Source organism: Streptomyces sp. NBC_01233, from assembly GCF_035989305.1.
In the GTDB taxonomy this organism is placed as follows: Bacteria; Actinomycetota; Actinomycetes; order Streptomycetales; family Streptomycetaceae; genus Streptomyces.
Genome location: NZ_CP108514.1, coordinates 175,466 through 196,699 on the forward strand (window position 1 = coordinate 175,466; position 21,234 = coordinate 196,699).

The 21,234-nt window shown below is 72.4% G+C and carries 19 protein-coding genes and 3 pseudogenes; 11 read left to right on the forward strand and 11 right to left on the reverse strand.

The window, feature by feature from the left end; all coding sequences use genetic code 11:
* The first annotated feature begins 29 nt into the window (after positions 1–29).
* Positions 30–251, forward strand: coding sequence for a hypothetical protein (locus OG332_RS00860; protein WP_327411596.1), 222 nt, complete (start codon positions 30–32; stop codon positions 249–251).
* Between the two features lie 99 nt (positions 252–350).
* Here OG332_RS00860 and OG332_RS00865 read toward each other — a convergent pair whose 3' ends face one another.
* Positions 351–872, reverse strand: a complete 522-nt coding sequence (locus OG332_RS00865) for an ATP-binding protein (protein ID WP_327411597.1) — start codon at positions 870–872, stop codon at positions 351–353.
* Between the two features lie 89 nt (positions 873–961).
* Between OG332_RS00865 and OG332_RS00870 the strand changes: the two genes are divergently transcribed.
* Entirely contained in the window at positions 962–1,951 is a 990-nt protein-coding gene (locus tag OG332_RS00870; protein WP_327411598.1) for an LLM class flavin-dependent oxidoreductase, read from the forward strand.
* Between the two features lie 33 nt (positions 1,952–1,984).
* Here OG332_RS00870 and OG332_RS00875 read toward each other — a convergent pair whose 3' ends face one another.
* The 3 genes from OG332_RS00875 to OG332_RS00885 all read right to left on the reverse strand — a co-directional run bounded on the left by OG332_RS00875 (position 1,985) and on the right by OG332_RS00885 (position 4,502).
* The gene (locus OG332_RS00875) at positions 1,985–2,290 is read right to left on the reverse strand and encodes a THUMP-like domain-containing protein (RefSeq protein WP_327411599.1); all 306 of its coding nucleotides are present in this window, start codon (positions 2,288–2,290) and stop codon (positions 1,985–1,987) included.
* Positions 2,266–3,198 carry a hypothetical protein gene (locus OG332_RS00880; RefSeq protein ID WP_327411600.1) on the reverse strand — a complete coding sequence of 311 codons (933 nt, stop codon included), beginning with the start codon at positions 3,196–3,198 and terminating at the stop codon, positions 2,266–2,268. The genes OG332_RS00875 and OG332_RS00880 overlap by 25 nt, the downstream gene beginning before the upstream one ends.
* A gap of 152 nt (positions 3,199–3,350) precedes the next feature.
* A complete protein-coding gene (locus tag OG332_RS00885; protein WP_327411601.1) occupies positions 3,351–4,502 on the reverse strand; it encodes a winged helix DNA-binding domain-containing protein in 1,152 nt (383 codons plus the stop codon).
* A 207-nt stretch (positions 4,503–4,709) separates the two neighbouring features.
* Here OG332_RS00885 and OG332_RS00890 point away from each other — a divergent pair, with 207 nt between their 5' ends.
* A complete protein-coding gene (locus tag OG332_RS00890; protein WP_327411602.1) occupies positions 4,710–6,200 on the forward strand; it encodes an MFS transporter in 1,491 nt (496 codons plus the stop codon).
* Positions 6,201–6,290: 90 nt separating this feature from the next.
* Here the strand turns inward: OG332_RS00890 and OG332_RS00895 are convergent, their stop codons facing one another.
* Positions 6,291–6,986: a DUF4328 domain-containing protein gene (locus OG332_RS00895; protein ID WP_327411603.1), complete on the reverse strand. Its 696-nt coding sequence runs from the start codon at positions 6,984–6,986 to the stop codon at positions 6,291–6,293.
* 386 nt (positions 6,987–7,372) lie between these two features.
* On the opposite strand from OG332_RS00895, the gene OG332_RS00900 reads away from it, so the two are divergent.
* The 4 genes from OG332_RS00900 to OG332_RS00915 all read left to right on the forward strand — a co-directional run bounded on the left by OG332_RS00900 (position 7,373) and on the right by OG332_RS00915 (position 11,424).
* The gene (locus tag OG332_RS00900; protein WP_327411604.1) at positions 7,373–8,599 is read left to right on the forward strand and encodes a tryptophan 2,3-dioxygenase family protein; all 1,227 of its coding nucleotides are present in this window, start codon (positions 7,373–7,375) and stop codon (positions 8,597–8,599) included.
* A gap of 57 nt (positions 8,600–8,656) precedes the next feature.
* Positions 8,657–9,118, forward strand: a complete 462-nt coding sequence (locus OG332_RS00905) for a methyltransferase (protein WP_327419064.1) — start codon at positions 8,657–8,659, stop codon at positions 9,116–9,118.
* A 43-nt stretch (positions 9,119–9,161) separates the two neighbouring features.
* Positions 9,162–10,307: a 3-oxoacyl-[acyl-carrier-protein] synthase III C-terminal domain-containing protein gene (locus OG332_RS00910; RefSeq protein ID WP_327411605.1), complete on the forward strand. Its 1,146-nt coding sequence runs from the start codon at positions 9,162–9,164 to the stop codon at positions 10,305–10,307.
* Between the two features lie 121 nt (positions 10,308–10,428).
* A complete protein-coding gene (locus OG332_RS00915; protein ID WP_327411606.1) occupies positions 10,429–11,424 on the forward strand; it encodes a GlxA family transcriptional regulator in 996 nt (331 codons plus the stop codon).
* 71 nt (positions 11,425–11,495) lie between these two features.
* Here OG332_RS00915 and OG332_RS00920 read toward each other — a convergent pair whose 3' ends face one another.
* The gene (locus OG332_RS00920; protein WP_327411607.1) at positions 11,496–12,782 is read right to left on the reverse strand and encodes a hypothetical protein; all 1,287 of its coding nucleotides are present in this window, start codon (positions 12,780–12,782) and stop codon (positions 11,496–11,498) included.
* A gap of 29 nt (positions 12,783–12,811) precedes the next feature.
* On the opposite strand from OG332_RS00920, the gene OG332_RS00925 reads away from it, so the two are divergent.
* Positions 12,812–13,573, forward strand: coding sequence for a 4'-phosphopantetheinyl transferase family protein (locus OG332_RS00925; RefSeq protein ID WP_327411608.1), 762 nt, complete (start codon positions 12,812–12,814; stop codon positions 13,571–13,573).
* 14 nt (positions 13,574–13,587) lie between these two features.
* On the opposite strand, the gene OG332_RS00930 is transcribed toward OG332_RS00925, so the two are convergent.
* Positions 13,588–14,526 (reverse strand): MBL fold metallo-hydrolase, encoded by a 939-nt coding sequence (locus OG332_RS00930; protein WP_327411609.1) that lies wholly within the window; start codon positions 14,524–14,526, stop codon positions 13,588–13,590.
* A 103-nt stretch (positions 14,527–14,629) separates the two neighbouring features.
* Between OG332_RS00930 and OG332_RS00935 the strand changes: the two are divergent.
* Positions 14,630–15,634, forward strand: a pseudogene (locus tag OG332_RS00935) (AraC family transcriptional regulator); the annotation flags it as partial.
* A gap of 136 nt (positions 15,635–15,770) precedes the next feature.
* Here the strand turns inward: OG332_RS00935 and OG332_RS00940 are convergent.
* From OG332_RS00940 to OG332_RS00950, 3 genes are read right to left on the reverse strand one after another with little or no spacing between them, the layout of a single operon-like run.
* Positions 15,771–16,652, reverse strand: a complete 882-nt coding sequence (locus OG332_RS00940; RefSeq protein WP_327411611.1) for an isocitrate lyase/PEP mutase family protein — start codon at positions 16,650–16,652, stop codon at positions 15,771–15,773.
* Between the two features lie 46 nt (positions 16,653–16,698).
* Complete coding sequence (locus OG332_RS00945; RefSeq protein WP_327411612.1) at positions 16,699–17,223, reverse strand: hypothetical protein; 525 nt, start codon at positions 17,221–17,223, stop codon at positions 16,699–16,701.
* Positions 17,220–18,158 carry a class I SAM-dependent methyltransferase gene (locus OG332_RS00950; RefSeq protein WP_327411613.1) on the reverse strand — a complete coding sequence of 313 codons (939 nt, stop codon included), beginning with the start codon at positions 18,156–18,158 and terminating at the stop codon, positions 17,220–17,222. Before OG332_RS00950 ends, OG332_RS00945 begins: the two co-directional genes overlap by 4 nt.
* A gap of 236 nt (positions 18,159–18,394) precedes the next feature.
* On the opposite strand from OG332_RS00950, the pseudogene OG332_RS00955 reads away from it, so the two are divergent.
* Positions 18,395–19,252, forward strand: a pseudogene (locus OG332_RS00955) (creatininase family protein).
* Between the two features lie 226 nt (positions 19,253–19,478).
* Positions 19,479–19,679 (forward strand): annotated as a pseudogene (locus OG332_RS00960) (ATP-binding protein); the annotation flags it as partial.
* Positions 19,680–19,774: 95 nt separating this feature from the next.
* Here the strand turns inward: OG332_RS00960 and OG332_RS00965 are convergent.
* Positions 19,775–21,142 carry an AMP-binding protein gene (locus OG332_RS00965; protein ID WP_327411615.1) on the reverse strand — a complete coding sequence of 456 codons (1,368 nt, stop codon included), beginning with the start codon at positions 21,140–21,142 and terminating at the stop codon, positions 19,775–19,777.
* Between the last annotated feature and the right edge of the window lie 92 nt (positions 21,143–21,234).

Consider the following 21,234-nt stretch of genomic DNA (forward strand, 5'->3'; position numbering starts at 1 on the left):
GGGGAAGCTCACTCCGGGACCGTTGCGAGGTGTTGTTCTACGAGGACGTGAACTATGCGGCCAGCGGCGCGTTCGAACGGATCACCGGCGATGCGGATGCCTTCTACGAAGCCTGGCACGGGTTCCGCGGGGCGGATGCACAGGGCGGCAACGTGGTCGACATGGGCGAGGATTTCGACTTCGACGACGACAGGGAAATGATCCGACGGCTTCCCTTTCTGGCCGCCCTGTTCCTGGGCACGCACCCGTGAGCCCCGCCCCGCCGTCCCGTCTCCGACCCCGTGTGACGCCCGTCCGGGTCGAACCGGTGCAACACGAAGAGGCGCTTGTGCTCCCGGCAGAGGATCACCTCAACTCCCGACGGCCTCGGTGATCTGCAGGGCGGCCTGGGCCGGCGTGAGGTGCGTGGTGTCGACTACCTCGGCCTCGCGGTGCAGCCAGGTGCGGGCCGCCTCGGCGTAGGGCTCGAGGTATTTGAGACGGAACGGGGAGGGGCCGAGAAGAGTGTCCCCCTCGATGCGCCCGCGGAGGGTGTCCTGGTCGGCGTGGAGGACGAAGTGTCGTACCGGGATGGCATGTTGGGCGAGGCCGGTGCTGATCTCGCGCCAGTACTGCTCGACCAGGACCGTCATGGGCATCACCAGGGTGCCGCCGGTGTAGTCGAGTACGCGGCGGGCGGTTTCGACGACGAGCGGCCGCCACGGCGGCCAGTGCTGGAAGTTGTCCGTCCCCGGCAGCCCCGGCGTGATGTCCATGAGTGTCTCGCCGACCTTCTCGGCATCGAACACCCGTGAATCCGGGATCAGTGGCTGCACGAGTGCGCTGGTCGTCGTCTTGCCTGCGCCGTGGGTGCCGTTGAGCCATACGATCATGGGTCCCGATGCTAGCGCTGTGACGTCGCAGTGGCGGGAAAGCGATCATCGCCGCCCTCGCCCGCGCGCATGATCCCTATGCTGGCGGCATGCTCGACATACCTCTTTCAGCACTGGAAGTCGCGATGGTCCAGACGGGCACGCGCGCCGTGGAGACCCTGCGGGACACCGCGGCCTTCGCGCAGGGGGTGGAACGGCTGGGCTACCACCGGATCTGGTACGCAGAACACCACCACTCCCCCGCGATCGGCGCGTTCCCGCCCGTGGTGCTGACGGCGCACGCTGCCGCTTCGACCTCGGTCATCCGGCCCGGGTCGGGCGGCGTGCTGGCCCCCAACCACGCGCCCATCACCGTGGCGGAGCAGTTCGGGACGCTGGCCGCCCTGCACGAGGACCGCATCGACCTGGGCATCGGCCGCGGTCCCGGCACCTTCGACGAGGCGACCGCACGGGCACTCCGCCGCGGAGCCGGGCCGGCGACCGATGCCCAATACCGCGACGACATCACGGCGATCCTGTCGTTCCTGGTCGACGAGGTCGCACTCGGCCCGCTGCCCGAGCCATGGCTGCTGGTCTCCAGCCCCGCAGGAGCCGCCCTCGCCGCCGCCCTCGGCCTGCCCGTCGCGATCGCCCACCACATCCGGCCGGACAACACCCGTGCCGCACTGGAGTGTTACCGGACCCGGTTCACCCCCTCCCGCTGGTGCGAGCGGCCCCGGGTACTGCTGTGCGTCGAGGCGGTGTGCGCCGAGACCGAAGAGGAAGCCGCCTGGCGGGCAGGACCGATGAACGTCGTCAAAGCCGGGCTCCTCAAGGGACTGAGCCAGACCCCCTTCCCCACGCCCGAGCAGGCCGCCACCCACCCCTTCACGGCCGAGGAGCGGCAGGCCCTGGCAGGATTCCGTGCGCAACAGGCCGTCGGGACGCCGGAGACCGTCGTGAACCGGCTGGCGCAACTGGCCGGTGAGACCGGAGCGGACGAACTGATGCTGACCACACCCGTCTACGCCTTCCGCGACCGCCTCGGCTCCTACGAGCTCATCAGGAAGTACTCCGGATCCGCCGCGACCGCGCCCTAGGAACACCGCCGGGACGGTGCCCGCGCCCCCCGTTCAGGGCTTGTGTGCGGCGGGGGCGGGCTTGGTGATCAGCGTGATGGGGCGGGATGCGGGCCCGGCGACGAACACCGTTGCCGCCCGGGGGTCCTGGGGAGTCAGGTCGTGGCGGAACGCGTCCGCTTCATTCTGCAGGCCATGGCCATGAGTCGCCGCCACCGTCACCCGGCCGACCATGCGCTCGCGCAGCACGGTTTTCAGCCCGGCGCTGCCGAACGGCAGGACCTCCGTGACCTCGTACGCGGCTGCGAAGGGGGTGGGCCGCAGTGCGTCGGAGGTCAGGAGCGTGCCGTCCTCGTCCAAAAGGCCCGCGGCGAGGTCCTCGGAGAGCTCGGCGAGCAGCCGCGCGTGGGCGACGGCGGGGTCCGGTGCGTAGAGGTAGCGGCCGGCCGGCCGCACAGCCGGATGCGGCAGGCCGCGTCCGGTGAGGGACTCACCGGCGGGCAGCAGCGTGGCTTGCGCACCGTGGTGGGCTGAGGGGTACGCAGTCCGTCCAGGCCGAACCACAGGACCGCCTCCTGGATGTGGCCGTCGTAGGAGATCCACTCGGCCTCGTGGGCCCGGCCGAGGTCGGGCACGGCCTGGTCGGGAACACCCGGTGTCAGCCTGATCCAGCCCGCCCCGGTCGTGTGCAGCCGCTCCAGTGCCCGGGACAGCGGCGGGTCGTACCGCTCGGGGTCGTGGCCCCCGTCCGGGCCGGCGTGCCGCATCAGGTCGATGAAGACGGCCTCGCCCTGGCAGTCGAACGTGGTGACGTCCGCACAGGTCAGGCCGAGCATCGGCTCGTCCATCCCCTTCCGGTTCGCCGCGGCGATCTCGACGGTCAGCCGGTCCCCGTCGACCGCGCTCGTGGCGTGCGACCAGCCCAGTACGTGGGCGTCGGCACCGCTGCCGAGACCCATCGCGTCGATCATCACGACGCCGATCTCGTCCAGGACGCGGTCCAGTTTGTAGTCGGACACGGCCAGGTGGGACGACAGCTCCACGGTGTCCGGGGTGAAGTACAGGCGCGGCGCGTGCCTGCCGAACTTCGCCGCGGCCTGCCGTCGCAGCCGCGCCTGTTCCCGGGCCGCCGCCACCAGCTCGGCAGGATGGGCCCGGCACAGGGCGGCCACCGTCACGGGTTCCTCGGCTGGGCCGGTGGCCTGGAGGACGGCGAGCAGGCTCTGCCCCTCGTCCGTCAGCAGGGCCCGGAACGTGTCGGGATCCATCCGGTCATTCAAGCAGGGGCATGCCCGCCCCCAGGAGGGCAGCCCCTGCCGCGGCGGCGGGCGGCAGGCGGCGGGCGGCGGGCGGCGGGCGGCGGGCGGCAGGCAGCAGGCAGCAGGCAGCAGGCAGCAGGCAGCAGGCGCGGGATAGCCGGTCAGAGCATGCGAACGTCTGCGTCGGGGAGTTTGGCCCACCAGTGGTGGTAGCGGCTGTAGACGGCCGTCTCGCGGTCGTCGAGGAGGGCCGTCAGGGAGTGGGCTTCCGCGGCGAGCCCGTCCCAGGTGGCGGCTGACAGGGGGTGGAAGGCCGTGGCCTCGATGCCGCCCTGCAGCGGGCGCCACACGCCGGCGACGTGACCGTCCACCAGCAGGGTGGGCAGTACGTCGCCGTTGCGGCGGATCACCAGGGGGCGGTAGGCCGGGGGTATCACGCGGCTGCGGTCGGCGTAGGCCAGCAGGATGCTGTCCCACATGGCCATGAGCCGGGGAGGGGCGGGGGTTTCGGCGGGCGGCCGCAGGGCGCCCGGGAGGTCGAACAGGGGACCGCCGTCCGGTCCCTGGAGCTGCTCGACCACCGCGTCCAGGGCGCGGAGTGCCGCGCGGACGTGCGCCCGCTTCACCAGGGCGAACTGCGCCACGTCCGCGACCGATGCGGGTCCGAATCCCGCCAGATAGCGCAGGATCAGGGCCTGCAGCGCTTCGGACTCCCCCGCCCGGTCCGCGGGAACGGGCAGGGAAACGGGCACGGGTCCGGTTTCGGCCGCGATGAAGGACGGGCGGAGGCCGAAGGACCACGGCGCATCCGTCGGGGCGTGGTGCAGGGGCGCGTATGCCTTCAGCCCCCACCACGCCCCGTCCCTCTGCTCGGCGCCGAGCCGCTCCCCGGTCCATGCCTGCATCTCGGCCGAGGTCCGCCTCCGGCGGGCGAAGGCCAACAGGTCCGGCAGCAGTTCTCCGGCGTCGGCGGGGGTCAGCCCGGCGACGGCGAAGCGGGCGCCGAGGCGGGAGGCGTACAGCGTGGGCTCCATCGCCGTGCGGAAGACCGGGTAGTCCCCGGCGTGCACGGCGTGCAGGGTGATCCGCATCAGGGTCGCCTTGACCACCGACCGCTCGGTGAAGGCGGCGTCGAGTTCGGCCGGAGCGAAACCGGCGAGCCGGTTCCACAGGGCGAGGTACGGCGAGGCCGGGTGCTGTGACTGGAGGGCGACCACGCGCCGCACCCCTTCGGGTACGGCCAACGGCTCGCGGTTCAGCAGCAACTGGCGGCCCAGGGTTGCCCGGTTGAGTTCACGCGCGGTGATCGTCACAGTGCAGGATTGTGCCCTGTGCCGTTCCCCCGCCGCCGCCCGGCCCCCGGTCTCCTGGTCGATGACGGCGGTGACTTCGCCCTCGACCGGAAGGCCGAGCGACGGGCACCGGTCTACGGGCGGCGGGGCCCTCGGTGGCCTCGGTGGCCTCGGTGGCCTCGGCCGGACTGCGGGGCGTGACGGGTCGTTCCACAATGGGACCAGGGCATGCGTGGGGGCATCGGCGGTGTCCCGGCGGTGTCGGCTGAGAGGAACGCCCTCATGCGCGCTGAGTCCTCGGCGGCCGCACGGAAGACGGGGGCCTTCGTTGCCGTCGCCGTCGCGCTGTTCTGCATCCAGCTCGACTTCTTCGCCCTCAACCTCGCCCTTCCCGGTATCGCGGCGGAGCTCGGCGTCACGGTTTCGGCCGCGCAGTGGACCCTGTCCGCGTACATGCTCGCCATCGGCTGCTTCTTCATCATCGGCGGCCGGGTGGGGGACGTCTTCGGACGGCGGGGCACCCTGCTGGCCGGGACCGCCCTGTTCACGGCCGGTTCCGTGGGCTGCGCGCTGGCTCCCGGCCTGGGCTGGCTGGTGGCGGCCCGGATCGCGCAGGGGGTGGGCGCGGCGTTCGTCTTCCCGGTGTCGGTGTCCGTGATCACCAACACGTTTCCCGAGGAGAGCCGCGCCAGGGCCCTGGGAGCCGTGTTCGGCATCGCCAACATCGGGACCGCGCTCGGGCCCTTCGTGGGCGGCGGGTTCACCGAGGGGCCGGGCTGGCGGTGGATCTTCTGGCTGATGGCGCCGCTGAGTCTGCTCTCGCTGCTCGTCGCTCTCGCGTACGTGCCGGATTCGCGCGACACGTCGGCGCCGCGCGAGCTGGATCTCCTGGGCTGCGCGCTGGTCGTGTGCGCGCTGGCCGCCCTCACCCTGGCCGTGGAGCGCGGGGACGCCTGGGGCTGGGCGAGTGCCCGTACCCTCGGCTTCTTCGCGGTGGCGGTGGTGGCCGGCGCGCTGTTCGTGGTGCGCGAGCGGCTGGCCCGGCATCCGCTGATCGATCTGCGGCTGTTCCGTAACGTCCCGTACGTCCTGGTGACCGGGATGGGCTCGCTCTCGAACATGGGCTACGGCGTCACCGTCTTCCTCGCCACGCTCTACCTCCAGGGCGTACGCGGGCTCTCACCGCTCCTGGCCGGGACGGTGTTCCTGGCCCCGGCCCTGCTGGTGGCCCTCAGCGGGCCGCTCGGGGCGCGACTGGCCCGGCACATGCGGCCGACTGCGGTGATGGCGCTCGCCGGGGCCGTCGCGGGCACGGGGATGTACGCACTGGCCCAGGTCAGCGCCTGGTGGCTGTACGTGCCGGTGTTCGCGTGGTGCGGCCTGGGTCTGGGGCTGGGCTGGACCTTCTCCAGCGTGGCCACGCAGCAGGTCGTCGCGCCGGCCAGGGCCGGGGAGGCATCGGGTGTTCTGCTGACGTTCCTGGTCACGCTGGGTGCGATCGCCCTGGCCGGCACGGCGGCGGCGATCTCGGCGATGACTCCGGAGCGGCCGCCCGAGGAGGCCTACGACGCGATCCTGCGGCTGGGCGGGGTGGTCATCCTCGCGACGGCGGTGGTCGTCATGGCCGTACGCCACCGGCTCGTGCTGCTCGGCAGGATCGCGCCGCTGTCGATGCGGACCCGCGATGGTGCCGGGCGGGAACCGGGCCGGCGGCTCTGACCCCCGCCGGACGTCGACCCCGCCGCAGGGTCGGTCGACCCCGGCGGCCGGCGGTGTCCAAGGCCGCGCCGGGCGGCCGCAGGCCGCGCCTCAGGAGGTGCGGCGCCGGAGCATCGACGTCAGGCGGACGGCGAAGTGGATCGCGGCCGCTGCCGCGACGATGTCCAGGACGTCGGCCGCCATCAGCAGCACCGTGGCGTCCCGCATGTCCGGAATCGCCTCGGCGCGGCCGTACGTCCACACGGTGTACTGGCTGAACGCCCCCGAGGCGGTGAACAGCCCCCACCACAGGCCCACCGGCCAGAACGCCGCCTTGCCCGGCTCTCCCGGGGCCGGAGCCGGATCCGGGGCCGGTACGCAGACCCCCCACATGTCCAGGGCGATCCGGAACGGCCGCCAGAGGTTGACCACCGGGAACAGCCAGGCTCCGATCGCCCAGCCGGTCCCGATGCCCAGGCGGTCCGGCGCGAGCGCCACCGCACTGCGGTACATCCGGTGGAACCAGGCGATGAACACGATGCCGCAGACGATGACGGCCGACTGCTGGAACATCCAGGCGCGCCGGTACAGGGTGTCGGCGGCGTCCCAGTCCTCCATGGAGGCATGCGCGAAGCCGCCCTCCCAGTCGAGCAGGTAGTAGGCCCGCGTCCCGGCGTACAGCGAGAACAGGTCGGTCAGGATGACCGCGGCCAGCAGCACCACCACGGCGGCAGACAGGAGCCGCGGCGCCTGCGGTGTCCGGGCCGGCAGGGACGGGCGTGGCTTCAACCCGCTGGTTGCGGACATGACGAGGGACCCCCCACGGGTACGGAGTTGCGATACACCGCTCACCGTAGCGGGAGCGTCGGGGGACCATACGCCCTCCAGAGCCGCTGCGTCCATCGCGTATCCGCAGGTCGGAGGCGGCACGGACGGTTCGGCGGGGTGTCGTCCGGGACCGTGTCACGCCCCGGGCCGGGGGCTCCCCGCCCGGCGGTCGCCATGTGTCAAGACACGAATATGCGAGACATGACGCGAGGGCTTTCGATCACGCCTACTGAAATCTCCTGCCTCGCCCGGAGCGTGTGAGGCCCGCCGGAGCGAGGAGACGATGGGTGATGAATTCCGAATGCCGTGCACAGCAAAGTGCAGATCAGCCTCGCGTCGGGCCGCGCGCATCGACCTTCGGGGAAGTGGAGCGGTGGGCGGCCGCCGGGCATGTGGACGGTGATCTGGACGGGATTCACCTGGCCCGGGCGATCACGGAGGAGGTGAGGCGGGCCGGGAAGCATTTTCTGCCGCAGCCGTTCCTGATTCAGCTGAGCGAGATCCGGCGCCGGCACGCCACGGCTCGCCGGCCCTTTCTTCAGGCTTTTCTCGACTGCCTGCTCGACAAGCACGAGGACCGTTACTGGAACCGGACGTATCTTTCCCTGCCGCTGCTGGAGCTCATTGCGGACGAGCCGGGGCACGCTCCGGGGCCGAACCGGCTGGCCACCTGGCTGATATCCGACGTGGCGCGTTTCGAGATGCAGACCGCGGCCGCGCCGAAGGAACCGGCGGACGCCGACCGGGACCGGCCCGGGGCGGCGACCTTGCGCAAGCGGCTGCGTCACGCCCTGCGGTTCGTGGCGCACGACCACGACGGGCCGGGCGTCGACGGGCTGAACCTCGAGGACCTGACCCCGCAGATGGCCGGCCTGCTTCCCCGGCCCGCCGCGACGGATGCGGGGCGCTGGTTCGACGTGACGGTGCAGCCCGTGTACGTACTGCACGACGAGTACTTCTTCATGCGGGCCCTGCAGGCCCACGAGATGGTGTTCACGGCGATCGCGCAGGACATGCGGGCGGCGATCGCGGCGTTGCGCGACGGCTGCCTGGAACCGGCGGCCACGTGTGTGGACCGGGCGGCCGCCTCGTTCGAGCGGGCCTCGGTGCTGTTCCGGCTGGTCGCGACGATGCGGCCGGAGCACTTCTCCGGGTTCCGGGAGTTCACTCAGGGCGCGAGTGCCGTTCAGTCCGAGCAGTACAAGCGGTTCGAGATCCTGTGCGGCCTTCCGCCCGCCGAGCGTCTGGGGTCGGCCGCGTTCACGAGTGTTCCGGGCGTACGGGCCGAGGCGCACGACGCGAGCCACGACACGGTGACGCGCGCGTATCTCGATCTCCGCCGCAGGGCCCGTTTCAGCTGGACGGACTGGAACCTCTTCCACACCGCGCAGGGCCGGCTCGAGCAGCGGCACCAGCAGTGGAAGGCCACGCACCGCAGCCTCGCCGCGCGGATGCTCGGCAGTGCGCGCGGGTCGGGTGACACCGAGGGTGTGCCCTGCCTGACGCAGTGTCTGGACAACCGGCTCCTCGGGCAGTTGGGCGGGCAGCGCGACCCGCGGTGCGGGCAGGACGGCTCCGGTACGGGCGACTGACCGCGCGGGCGGGCGGCCCCTCCGGCCCACCGCCACCACCCGGACAAGGACCTGCACATCACTTGCTTCGACCTGCCGGAGAAGGAGAGTGCGGCCCTGGCCACCTTCAAGGAGGCCGGCCTTGAGGAGCGCTGTGCGTTCATCGGCGGTGACACGTTCGCCGCGATTCCCGCCGGGTTCGACGTCATCACGATCAAGCACTTCCCGGACATGTGGGACCGGCAGAACGCGGTACGGATCCTGCGCAACGCCTGCAAGGCGCTGCCGGCCGGCGGCATCCTGTACGCGATGCACCTGGTGTATCCCGTACAGGGCGGGGGTGGGGTGGAGGAATTCTTCCCGGCGTACTTCCTGGGCTGCACCATGGCGCAGGGCGGTCCGCAGAAGACGGCCGCCTACGTCGCGTGGATCGAGGAGGCCGGGTTCACCGTGGCGTCGGTGACCGAGCAGGACATCACCGCCTTCCCCGCCGACACGATTCCCGCGCACAGCGTGATCTGCGCCTCCAAGCCCGCCTGATGTCCTGTGACCCCGTCCCCGCCAGCCTGCTGAGGTGACTTCCATGCCCGCACCCGCCGAGGCCGATCCGGTCCTCCTCGCGGTCGCCGCCCAACTGCCGCGGCCCGTCTTCACCACCGACGAACTCCGCGATGCAGCACGCCCGTTGTTCTCCGATCGCCTCCTGGACATGGTGGGCGGCCTGGGCATCGGCAAGCGGCACTCCGTCCTTTCCAACTACCCCGACGTCGTGTTCGGCGGCGCCGAGCCGAAGCTGGAGATCGCCACCGCCGACCTGGCCGCCCGGTCCGCGCGCACCGCGCTGGCCAAGTCCGGCGTCGATCCCGGCGAGATCGGTCTGGTCCTCGGCGTGACGTCCAGTCCGGGCCGGCTGCTGCCGTCTCTGGTGTGCGACGTGATCGCCCGCATGCCCGAACTCCCCCGCGACGTGGCGAACCTGAGCATCGCGTACATGGGCTGTTCGGCCATGGCGAAGGTCGTCGAGACCTGCCGCTGGTACCTGGCGGTGAACCCGCGCAAGCGGGTCCTGGCCGTGTTCACTGAGGCCATCACCCCGCTGTCTCCGCCGCTGTCCGGCCGCTACGGGCACTTCAGCGAAGTGGCGCCCGACCGGCGGCAGTCGACCGTGGACGCCCTCCACTCGTTCCTGTTCGCCGACGCGTCGGTGGCGATGGTGTTGGCCGCCCACGGCAAGGGCCCTTCCTTCGGGCCGGTGAAGAACCTGACCAACGACGTGCCGGAGGACACCGAACTGGGGACCGTCCCCGACGGCGGCTCCGACATCCCCGTGGTCCAGGCGGCCCACGGGCGCCACCTCTACACCCTCGGCCCCGACGTCACCGAACGCGGATCCCACTACGCCAAGCAGACCATCGGCGCCGTCCTGGACGACCCGTCGTGCACACTGGGCGACCCGACCCAGGCGTCGGTGTTCTTCATGCACACCGGATCCACCCGCATCCTCGACGCCCTGTGCGAGGGATTCCTCATCGACCGCGACAGCCCGGCGGTCGCCGCCTCCTACAACGTGTTGCGCGACTACGCCAACACGCTGGGCTGCTCCGTACCCCTGATGGTCGCCGAACCGGTCCGGCGGGCCGGCGGCCAGGGCCTGGTGTGCGCGTTCGGGCTGTCGTTCAGCGCCGGGGCGTTCACCATCAACATCCCGGCCGAAGGCTGGACGCCGTAGCGGAAGGCGGAAAGCCACAGCCCAGGGCTCCCGAGCCCCCGAGCCCCCGGGGCCCCGGCTCCGGGGGCGGCCCGCCCCTCCCCCGCCTCCACCCCGCGCCTCCGATTGGACGGATATCGCAGTGAGCAGCCCGACCCGGTTGATCGTCGTGCTCCTCTTCGACGGCGTCGACCTGCTCGACGTCACCGGCCCCCCGGAGGTGTTCGCCCTGCTGCGGCGGGAGACCGGCAGCGCGCAGGGCTATCGGGTGGTGCTGGCCGCCGAGACGATGGAGGCGGTCACCACCTCCGCCGGGGTACGGATCCTGCCCGACCTCACCTTCGCCGACGCGGCCGCGCGCAGCATCGACACCCTGATGGTGCCCGGTTCGGTCGAAGTCGACGGACTCGCCCGCGTCCATGCCGTCACCGATCCGGCCGTGGTGCACTGGGTGAAGGAGCTGGCGGGCAGGTCCCGGCGCATCGCGTCGGTGTGCGTGGGGGCGCATCTGTTGGCGGCCGCCGGACTCCTGGACGGCAAGCGCGCCACCACCCACTGGTCGACCGCGCAGCAGCTCGCCGCCGACCACCCGGCGGTCGAGGTCGACGCCGACCCCATCTTCATCCGCGACCAGGACGTGTGGACCGGAGCGGGGATCACCGCGTGCCTGGACCTGTCACTGGCGCTGGTCGCCGAGGACTTCGGCGAGACGGTCGCGCTGCGCGTCGCCCGGCAGCTGGTGATGTACCTCAAGCGTCCCAGCGGGCAGAGCCAGTTCAGCGTCCCGATCGAGCCCGTCTCCACGACGCGGCGCATGGACGACCTCCGCCACTACATCACCGGCAACATCACCGGTCGGCTCACCGTCACCGATCTCGCCGCATACGCCCATGTCAGCGAACGGCAGCTCACCCGCATCTTCAAGACCGAACTGGGCATGACCCCGGCCGCCTACATCGAATCGGCCCGCGTCGAGGCGGCACGCAACCAGCTGGAGTCCACCGACGACACCCTGGAACGGGTCGCCTCGGCGTGCGGCTTCAACACCCCCGACACCCTGATCCGCGCGTTCCGCCGGAAACTGAACACCACCCCGACCGAATACCGCAGCCGCTTCCGGCACACCCGCCACCCCTGACCGTTCCGGATGGACGGACAGGTCTGCCACCTGGCCCGCGAGACGGCCGCCCCCGGTGCGCTCCCCGGGTACTACCGGTGAAGGGCGCGGGGGCGGTCGGCGGTGCGCAGCGCCTGCAGCCGCTGTTCGGCAAGGAGCAGGTGACGGGGATCCGCCAACGGCAACGCGCCCAGGAGTGCGACCAGCCCGGGCCCGAACTCCAGCGCCAGAGGCCGGTCCCTGACCTGAGCCCAGCAGTAGAGTGCACCGGCCGCCGCGGCGTGCACCTCCGGGGCATCAGCACCCTGACGGGCCAGCCGAGCCTGGCCGGCGCCGATCCACAGCCGGGTGGCCAACGGGAAATCGCCCGCCATCCGCGCCAGATCAGCACGGATCTCCACCCACCCGGTCGCCTCCGAAGAGGCGTGGCCACAGGCCTGCAGAACGTACTCCTCCCACGCCTGAGCGAGCTGTGCCGCCTCCACGTGACGACCCGCCGTGGCCAGTGCGTGAATGTGAGGCCGCGGATCGCCACCAGAAGCGGAAACCGGCCCGGAGACGGCCGCGGGATCAGGCACGGGCTCCGGCTCGGCGGTCGACGCGGGGGTGGGGACGGGGGCGGGGTGCTGCGGCTGCCGCGGAGGTTGGGACTGGTGGGACTGTTGGAAGTAGTGAGGCTCCTGCTGTGGTCCGGGACGCATGCCGAGCTCGCGGGCGGTCGGCAGGACCACGGTCCCCGGAGGCAGCGCCGCAGCCGAAACCGCCAGGGCATGCAGCTGGACATTGCCGGGCCGACCCGGGCCGCGGCGCAGCTGCTCGATCCAGTGCCGGGTGTATCCGCTCACCGCGGCGCCCGCCGCCGGGGCGAAAGCCGGCGGGCAGATCACCCCGTACACCTCCGCCGAGGGCGAGGCCGGCAGACTGCCGTACTCCTGCAGCAGCGGCCAGGCCTCCTTGTCGGCGGCCAGATCGAGAAGCACCGTCGTCAGCCCGGCGGGGCGGGCACGCAGTTCGCTGCCCAGCCACTCCCAGGGCAGCGAGGTATAGCGCACCGAGGCCGCGGTCGTGCCGGCCAGCGCAAGATGCAGACGCCGGCCCCGACGGTCCACCGTGAGACGGCCCGAAAGGTAGACCAGCAGCGGCCCCGGCGTGGCAGCAGCCGTACGCAGCCGCGTCAGCACGGTGTTCGGATCACGCGCGCCGTCGAGGCAGACCGTGTCACTGGGAAGCCCGCTGTCCAACAAGGCGGAAGCGGGCACCATCGCCAGGGCGGCAAGGTTCGCGCTCGGCGCCAGCTGCACCGTACGCCGCCGCACAGCCACATCACCCGCTATCAGCAGCACGTGCCCTCGCTGCTGCTCCAATGCGTTCAAGTGCATACGCAGACCGTACTCACACCACCGGCGCCATGAAGAACAGTACGGCAGACCACGGACCGACCGACTGGTCTACCCTCGGTCATGTGATCGACCACGTGAAGCAACTCGGCAGCCAGACACCGCGGACCGGGCCGCCCCCCACGGGCGCGGGCGTGTCGGTGTGGTCCTGGAGCACCACGGCGGACGTCGTCGGCGGACGGCCCGTCCAGGAGGCCGGCGCGGTACTCGACGCGGACGAACGCGGCCGGGCCGCTCGCATGGTCCAGCCCGCCGACCGCCACCGCTACCTCGCCTCGCACCTCGGGCTGCGCGTCCTCCTCGGCAGCCACCTGGGGCTGGCCCCGCGGGACATACGCCTGATCCGGGAGGACTGCCCGTGCTGCGGCGCCCCGCACGGCCGCCCCGCCGTGGCCGACGCCGCCCTCCACTTCTCCCTCTCCCACAGCGGCGACATGGCCTACCTCGCCCTCGCCGCACGACCCGTCGGCGTCGACATCGAGGCGATCCCGAGCCCGCAGGCGGTGGCGGACGTCATCAACGCCCTGCACCCGGCGGAGACCGCCGAGCTGAACGCCCTCGCCATCGAACAACGCCCCACCGCACTCGCCCGCCTGTGGGCCCGCAAGGAAGCCGTCCTCAAGGCCACCGGCACCGGCCTGGCCCAAGGCCTCACCCACCCCTACGTCGGCAGCCACCCCGCCCCGGCCCACCCACCCGGCTGGACCCTCGCCGACCTCCCCGCCCCCCACGACTACAAAGCCGCCCTCGCCACCACCGACGACAAGACCTAGGCGGGGCGGCCGGGTCAGGAGTGCTGCGGGGCGGCCGTGTCGTGGGAAGCGGGCCAGGAGGCCCAGCGGGCGGGGGTGAAGGCGTCGGCGGTGGCGCGGATGTTCAGGGCGCCCGGGCCGGCGAAGTGGGCGGGTACGACCAGTTCCCTCTCATCCGCTGCCCGTTGCAGGACGCGGCGGCGGCTGGCCGCCGCCTGTACCGGGTCCATGCAGAAGCAGCTGTTGCAGGAGGGCTGGACGATCTGCACCGGGCTGTGCACGAGATCGCCGACGAACACGGCCCGCTCACCTCGGGATGCCAGGCGCAGGACGGACGAGCCGGGGGTGTGGCCGGGGGCGGGCTCCAGGGTGAGGTGTTCGTCGATGCGGTGGGCGCCGTCCCACAGCACGGCCTGTCCGGCCTGGTGGACCGGCGCGATGCTGTCCTCGTAGACCAGACCGTCGTCCGGGTTCCTTCCCTTTCCACGGGAGTTGCCGGGCCCAAAGTGGAAGTCGTCCGCGGCGGGGATGAGGTAGCGGGCGCGGGGGAACGCCGGGACCCACTCTCCGCCCACGTCGTGGGTGTTCCAGCCGACGTGATCGGCGTGGAGGTGGGTGTTGACGACGACGTCGACGTCCTCCGGGTGGACTCCGACGCTGGCCAGGGCGCCCAGGAAGTCGGCCTGCCAGTGGTGGAAATGGGGGGTGTGGGGGCGTTCGCGGCCGTTGCCGACCCCGGTGTCGATCAGGACGGTCTGTCCGGCGCTGCGCAGGACCCAGGACTGCAGGGCCATCACCGCCTGGCCCTGCTCCGGCTGCCAGTGGTCCGGGGCCAGCCAGTGCCCGTTGTCCTCCCACAGCCCGGAGGAGTCCGGCACCAAGTCGCGGGCGGAGGTGAAGAAGCCCTGCCACTCGCGGACCCGGATCACCTCGACATCGCCCAGCCAGATCGACTGTGTGTTCTCATTCGTCATGCTCCGACCCTAGAAAGAAGCCGGTGAGCTCCTCAATGCCCGCCCGGCTCATACCGATACGCGGGCGTCTCATGCGGGGTCGGCGGCCCGGTAGCGTGGCGGGATGGACGTGGTGAGCGATGCGATCTCGACCGTACGGATCGGGCGGCCCTCCTCGCAGAGGGTGCGGGTGAAGGGGAGTTGGTGCGCCCGCCTGGACCCGTACGACGGCGCCGGGTTCCACATCGTGCTGGAGGGCAGCTGCTGGCTGCTGCCCGACGGCGCCGGTGCGCCCCTTTCACTGGGCGCGGGGGACGCGGTGCTGCTGCCGCACGGGACAGGCCACGTGATCGCCGACCGTCCGGCCGGTGCGCGGGAGCTGGAGCGGGCTGTGCCGTTCGAACAGTGGGACGCGGCACGCACGACAGGCGTACCGGGGCCGGCGGTTGGGGCGGGCCGGCGCGGCGGGCCGGGGGCGGGGACGGGCGGTGGATCTGGTCGGTCGGATGGGGTGGGTGTGGCGGCTGGGGCGAGGGCTCCGGCCGAGGGCGCTGTGGTGGAGATGCTGTGCGGCAAGTACCGGCTCGACCGTAGCCGGGCGCACCCTCTGATGGCGGAGCTGCCGCAGGTCGTGCACCTGCCCTCCCGGGTGGGGGCGCGGCCGGAACTAAGGTCTGCCATCGACCTGTTGGGCCGTGAGCTGGGCGAGCAGCGGCCTGGTTCCGGCATCGCGGTGCCCGGCCTGCTCGACCTGTTGCTCGTCTACATGATCCGCTCCTGGGTGACCGAGGGCGGGAGCGGGACGTGGTCGGCAGTGCTGGGCGATCCGGTGGCTGCCGCCGCGCTGCGGGCCCTGCACGCGGACCCGTCCGCACCGTGGACCATTGAGCGTCTGGCGGCACAGGTGGGGGTGTCCCGGCCCACCCTGGCGCGGCGTTTCACGTCCCTGGTGGGCCGGCCCCCGATGGCGTACCTGACCTGGTGGCGGCTGAGTCTGGCCGCGGCGGTGCTGCGCGGGTCCGAGGAGCCGCTGGCCGCGGTGGCGCGGCGGGTCGGCTACGGCAGCCCGTACGCCCTCTCGCACGCCTTCAGCCGCGAGTTCGGCACCACGCCCGGCCGCTACCGGGCCCAGGGCCTGCCGGAAACGGGCCCGGAGACGGAGGCCGGGGCCCGGCCGGTGGCGGAGGCGGATGGCGGGGCCAGGGACGGTGCCGGGGCCGGGCCGGAAGTCCGGGCGGAGGCCGGGGCCGTGATGGCGGGGGTGGTCAGCGGGGGGCGTTTCGCGGAGTGAGGAGGGTGTTGGCGTCGGCGTAGGGCAGGGCGTCCGCGCCGAAGCCGAAGGTGCCCGACCCGGCGATCTCGCGGGCCGCCCTCGTCAGGGCGCCCAGTGCGGCCCGGGACAGGGCCGAGCCGGTGCTGATGCGGCGCACCCCGAGGGCGCCGAGGTCGGCGACGGACAGGTTCAGGGCGCCGCCCATGAGGACGTTGACCGGGCGGGTCAGCGAGGAGCAGACGGCGCGGATCGCGTCGGCGTCGGGGAGGGCCGGCGCGTACAGGACGTGGGCGCCGGCTTCCTGATAGGCCTTCAGACGGGCGATGGTGTCGTCGAGGTCGGGCCGGTCGTGGAAGAAGTTCTCGGCGCGGGCGGTGATGGTGAAGGGGAAGTCGAGCCGTTCGGCCGCTTCGACGGCGGCCGCCACCCGCTCCGCGGCTTCGGACAGGGGGCGCACGGGGTCCTCGTCGTCTCCGGTGGAGTCCTCGATCGAGGCGCCGACCAGGCCGGTCGCGGCGGCGGCCCGGATGGTGTCGGCGACGTCTTGGGGGGTCGGGCCGAAGCCGCTCTCCAGGTCGGCCGTGACGGGCAGGCGGGTGGCCTCCACGATGCTGCGGGCGTTGTCGAGGACCTCTGTGCGGCTGAGGGCGCCCGCGCCGTCGGGGCGGCCCAGGCTGTGGGCCAGGCCGGCTCCGGTGGTGGCGAGGGCCGGGAACCCGAACCCGGTCAGGATGCGGGCGCTGCCCGCGTCCCACGGGTTGGCCACCACGAACGGGCCGGGGCCCTCGTGCAGGGCCCGGAAGGCAACGGCCCGCCGGTACCGGGCATCAGCGGAGGCGGAGGAAGGGGCGGGGGTGGCAGAGGCGGCGTCCATCTCGTGATCTTCGCAGGGAACCCCGGCCTTCGGACCCGCCCGGGTGTCACAGCACGTGCCGGTACCAGCGCCGGTGCACCGCGGGTTCCACGCCGAGGACGGCGGCGCCCGCGATCGCGCCGACCAGCAGGGCGGGCCATCCGCCGCCCAGGAACGCGCCGAGGCAGGCGGCGGCCACGGCGAGCGGGCGCAGCAGGGTCAACGGGCCGAGGCCGATGACCATGGCGAGGGTGCTGGCCCGGAACGGCAGGAGGAAGTAGGCGGCGAGGGAGAGCAGCACGGCGGTGGCGTAGGCGGTGAGCGGGAGCAGGTAGCCGAGGCCTCCGGCGGTCAGGGTGTGGTAGGTCCGGGCCCGGTCGGATGCGGTCAGCAGCAGGCCGGCGGCGGTCAGTGCGGGGGCAAGCAGCAGGACGGTGCCGAGGGCCAGCCCGCGCAGGGCGGCCCGGGCGGTGGCCCGGTGTTTGCGGATGCGGGCGTCGCGGCCGGCATAGGCACGGAAGCCGCTGAACGTCGCGTCGAGAAGACCCAGGAGAAGGAGCGCGAGGGGGACGAGGGGCAGGGTGCACGTCATCGGTTGGCCTCGGTGAGGTGCTCGGGGCCGACCAGGCGGCGGGCGGAGCGTCCCAGGGCCCGGCGCAGCGGCGCCTCCAGGTGCGGGCGCACTCCGATGACCGGGCGCAGGGTGGTGCAGAACGGGTTCGCCGCGCCGCGCGGCTCGTACAGCAGGGGCCGGATGCCGGGTGCGGCGGCGGCCGACAGCAGTGTTTCGTCGCTGTGTGCGCGCTGTGCGGAGACGACGCCGTCGTGGCGGCCGAGCGGGTGGCGCATCCGGGCGCGGTGGAAGATCCAGGCACCGATGGGCGCCAGGCGGGTCGCGGCGATGTCGAAGTGGCAGAAGGCCTGTGCCGGTGAGGCGGCCTGGGTCTGGAAGAACTCGGCCAGGGCGGGGCCGCGGAAGTGGTGCAGCACGCCGGTGGAGACGTAGACGGTGGCCGCCTGCGGCAGGTCGAAGGCGTTGCCGTGGACGAAGCGGCAGTTCAGCCCCTCCGCGCGGGCGAGGTGGCCGGCTTCACCGACCAGCGCTGCATCGAGATCGACGCCGACCAGCTCGACATCCGCACCCAGGGCGTGGGTGGCCGCCAGCCAGCGGACGAGGTAGCCCAGGCCGCAGCCGACATCGACCAGCCGGTACGGGCCGCCCTGCCGGCCGTCGGTCTCCCGGATCGCGGTGAAGACCGGGCCGAGGAGCTGGACCAGGCGTTCGCCGATCCGGAGTTCCTCGCTCAGCCGCTGGAGCTCGGTGTGCACGCCGATCAGGAGCCGGTCCACGGCGTCGGGGTCCAGCACCCCGTCCGGGCCGGCGGGCAGCCCGGCGACGATCCTCGCGGCGCGTTCGTCACCGCTCTCGCGGAGCCGGCGGATCACCTCGGCGCGCTGGACGGGGAGCCGGTGGCCGGTGCGGGGGTCCACCGCCGTGATCAGGTCGGATATTTCAAGTGAGTGCACGAGGCGGAACCCTACGGCCTCCCCCGTCCAGCCCTGCCGGCCGCCCACACCGTCTCCGTCTCGTGGAGGCCATTTGTGATCTCCCTACAAGGCGCGGGTGTGATTTCCGGCGTAGGTGCCGCTCGTGTGCGGCTGCGCGTCCTGGCAAAAATGATCATGATCGGTGACCAGGCCGGTCATGACATCGCTTACGGGGGAGGTACATGCACAGCGGATACTCGCTCTTCGCAGGGACGATGGCCGACCTTACATACCCGCAGGTGGAGGCGGCGGCTGCTGCCGCCGGCGCATGCGTCCTGCTGCCCACAGGTGTCATCGAGCAGCACGGCCCCCATCTGCCGCTGGGCACCGACGCGTACGGCGCCTACCAGCTGTGCCGGATGGTGAAGGACGAGCTCGACCGGCAGGGGGCACCGGCGCTGATCGCCCCGCCTGTGTTCTGAGGGATCAATCAGGTTTCCGGTGCCTTCGCCGGGACGTTCCGCACGCGCCCCGAGACCGCGGCCGCGCTGCACTTCGACATCATGGAATCCCTCGCCACGGACGGGTTCCAGCACATCTTCGTGATCAACCATCAGGGCGACATCGCTCACCATCGGATGCTCCTCGACGTCGTCACGCGCCGGCATGAGGAGGGCAGCACGGGAGTCGTCCTCATCGAGCCCGACTTCATCGCCGACCGCCTGGGCGGGGCGGCGAAGACATCCGCCCTGGCCACGTTCGCCATGCAGCCGCTGTTCGAGGGCCTGGAACTCACCGGCGAACTCGGCGTCCATGCCGAAGAGATCGAGAGCGCGCTGATGATGCGCTGGTTCCCCGAGCTCGTCGACTACGACGCCATGACCCGACTTCAGCCGACGGGCCTCGGGCCGGCGGACCTGGCCGAATGGCGAAAGGGCGGCGAGCACGCCCGCAGTGTGACGCCGCAGGGCTACTTCGGCGCACCCAGCCCCCGCGACCCCCTCCTGTGGCGCTTCCACCAGCGCATGGCCCATGCCATGGCCGATGCCGTGGCCGGCTCGCTCACCGCTCACGAGATGGCGGGGGAGACGCGGCCGGGGCGGAACAACCCGGGGGTTTCGGAGGCCCCATAGCGGCCACACGCGCAGGAGGGGACGGACTACGAGGGAAGGAGCACTCCCATGACGACGATGGTCCTGCTGATCGCGCCCATGGCGCTGGCCCTGCTGCTCGTCCACCGCAGGGGCGGGCACCGTGCCCGGCACCGGGCGGGCCGGTCCTGAGACGCGTCCCGCGTCCCGACCTGTCCGGCCCGGTCCGGCGTCACACGAGAGCGCAAGCGAGGTGAACGCGGTGTCCATGCGTGCCAAGGGGTGGGCCACGTCCTTCCCGGTACACCGCGGGGTGCGCGAGGCCCGCCGGTGGACCGCGGAACGCCTGGACTCCCTCCAGTGGACGACGGACGCCCCCGACACGGCGCACTCCGTCCTGCTGACGGTGTCGGAGCTCGTCACCAACGCGCACGTCCACGCCCACAGCGGCGCCGGGCTGGTGCTCACCTGCGCCGCCAGGCACCGGGAAACGGGGCGGACGCCCATGTCCGGCGTGGTCGGACCGCACCCGGCTCGCCGGCCGGAGCCCCTTCTGACGGGTCGCTAGGGTTGGGGCCGGCCCTCGTCGCTCAGGAGCAGCCGCTTCTGCGGCTTGCCCATGGCGTTGCGCGGGATGGCGGTGACGAAGCGGACCTCGCGCGGCCGTTTGTGGACCGACAGGTGTGCCGCGACGAAGTCGGTGAGCTCGGCCCCGGTGACCTGCCGGGCGACGACGAAGGCGACGATGCGCTGGCCCAGGTCCGCGTCCGGGACGCCGACCACGGCCGCCTCGCTGACGTGGGGGTGGTCCAGCAGGGCGTTCTCGATCTCGCCCGCTCCGATCCGGTATCCGCCGGACTTGATCATGTCGGTGGAGGCGCGGCCCACGATGCGGTGCACGCCGTCGCTCTCGTCGACGGCGGCGATGTCCCCGGTGCGGAACCAGCCGTCGGGAGTGTAGGCCGCGGCGGTCGCCTCGGGCCGGTTCAGGTAGCCGGTGAACAATGTGGGCCCGGTGAGCTGGAGTTCGCCGATCTCCGCGCTGTCCTCGGCGGCGATGCGGGTGGTGATGCCGGGCAGCGGGGTCCCCACCGTGCCCGGGTGGAGGTGGCCTCCCGCCCGGCCGCTGACGGTGATCAGGGTCTCGGTCATCCCGTACCGCTCGACGGTGCGGTGCCCGCTCAGGCGCTCCAGATCACGGAAGACCGGCGCGGGCAGAGCCGCGCTGCCCGACACCAGAAGCCGGGCCCCGGACAGGGCGGCGGCGGCCTGCGGGTCGGCGGCGATGCGGGACCAGACGGTGGGCACCCCGAAGTACAGGCTGCCGCCCGCCGCGGCGTAGGCGTCGGGGGTGGGGCGGCCGGTGTGCACGAGGCGGCTGCCGGTCCGCAGGGCGCCGAGGACGCCGAGGACAAGGCCGTGGACGTGGAACAGGGGCAGACCGTGAACGAGGGTGTCGGCGGCGTTCCACTGCCAGGCCTCGGCGAGGGCGTCGAGGTCGGCGGTGATCGCGGCACTGCTGAGGACCACGCCCTTGGGGGCGCCGGTGGTACCGGAGGTGTAGAGGATCAGCGCTGGATCCTCCGCCCCCCGCACCGGAGCGGCGGGGACGGGGGCGGCCGTGGAGCGGCGGGCGAAGTCGACCTCGATGAGGCGGGCTCCGGAATCGTTCAGGATGTGACCGCGCTCGACGGGCCCCGCGTCGGGCGGCAGCGGAACGCACGGGACGCCGGCGAGGAGTCCGCCGACCACAGCGGCCACCGTTTCCAGCGAGGGCGTCGCCGTCACCGCGAACGCGGGCGGGTGACTGCCGGCGAGGTCCGCTGCGACGGCGCGGGCCGCACCGAGGAGTTCCTCGTAGGAAGCGGTGCGGCCGGCGACGGTGATGGCGTCCGCCCGGTCCCCGTAGGCACCGGTGAGAGCGGTCAGCAAGGCGGCGACTCCATTCGGCAGTGGATACGGAAGGCCCCGCCAGCCTACGCGGGCGCCCACGGACGGCAGGAGCCTGTGATCACCGGCACCTG

Excerpts from the sequence above, each read along its gene's own strand:
- OG332_RS00945 (WP_327411612.1), bottom strand. The coding sequence starts at position 17,223 with ATGACGTGCACCCTGCCCCTCGTCCCCCTCGCGCTCCTTCTCCTGGGT.
- OG332_RS00910 (WP_327411605.1), top strand. The coding sequence starts at position 9,162 with ATGCCCGCACCCGCCGAGGCCGATCCGGTCCTCCTCGCGGTCGCCGCC.
- OG332_RS00940 (WP_327411611.1), bottom strand. The coding sequence starts at position 16,652 with ATGGACGCCGCCTCTGCCACCCCCGCCCCTTCCTCCGCCTCCGCTGAT.
- OG332_RS00920 (WP_327411607.1), bottom strand. The coding sequence starts at position 12,782 with ATGCACTTGAACGCATTGGAGCAGCAGCGAGGGCACGTGCTGCTGATA.
- OG332_RS00880 (WP_327411600.1), bottom strand. The coding sequence starts at position 3,198 with ATGGATCCCGACACGTTCCGGGCCCTGCTGACGGACGAGGGGCAGAGC.
- OG332_RS00890 (WP_327411602.1), top strand. The coding sequence starts at position 4,710 with ATGCGTGGGGGCATCGGCGGTGTCCCGGCGGTGTCGGCTGAGAGGAAC.
- OG332_RS00895 (WP_327411603.1), bottom strand. The coding sequence starts at position 6,986 with ATGTCCGCAACCAGCGGGTTGAAGCCACGCCCGTCCCTGCCGGCCCGG.
- OG332_RS00930 (WP_327411609.1), bottom strand. The coding sequence starts at position 14,526 with ATGACGAATGAGAACACACAGTCGATCTGGCTGGGCGATGTCGAGGTG.
- OG332_RS00870 (WP_327411598.1), top strand. The coding sequence starts at position 962 with ATGCTCGACATACCTCTTTCAGCACTGGAAGTCGCGATGGTCCAGACG.
- OG332_RS00925 (WP_327411608.1), top strand. The coding sequence starts at position 12,812 with ATGAAGAACAGTACGGCAGACCACGGACCGACCGACTGGTCTACCCTC.
- OG332_RS00865 (WP_327411597.1), bottom strand. The coding sequence starts at position 872 with ATGATCGTATGGCTCAACGGCACCCACGGCGCAGGCAAGACGACGACC.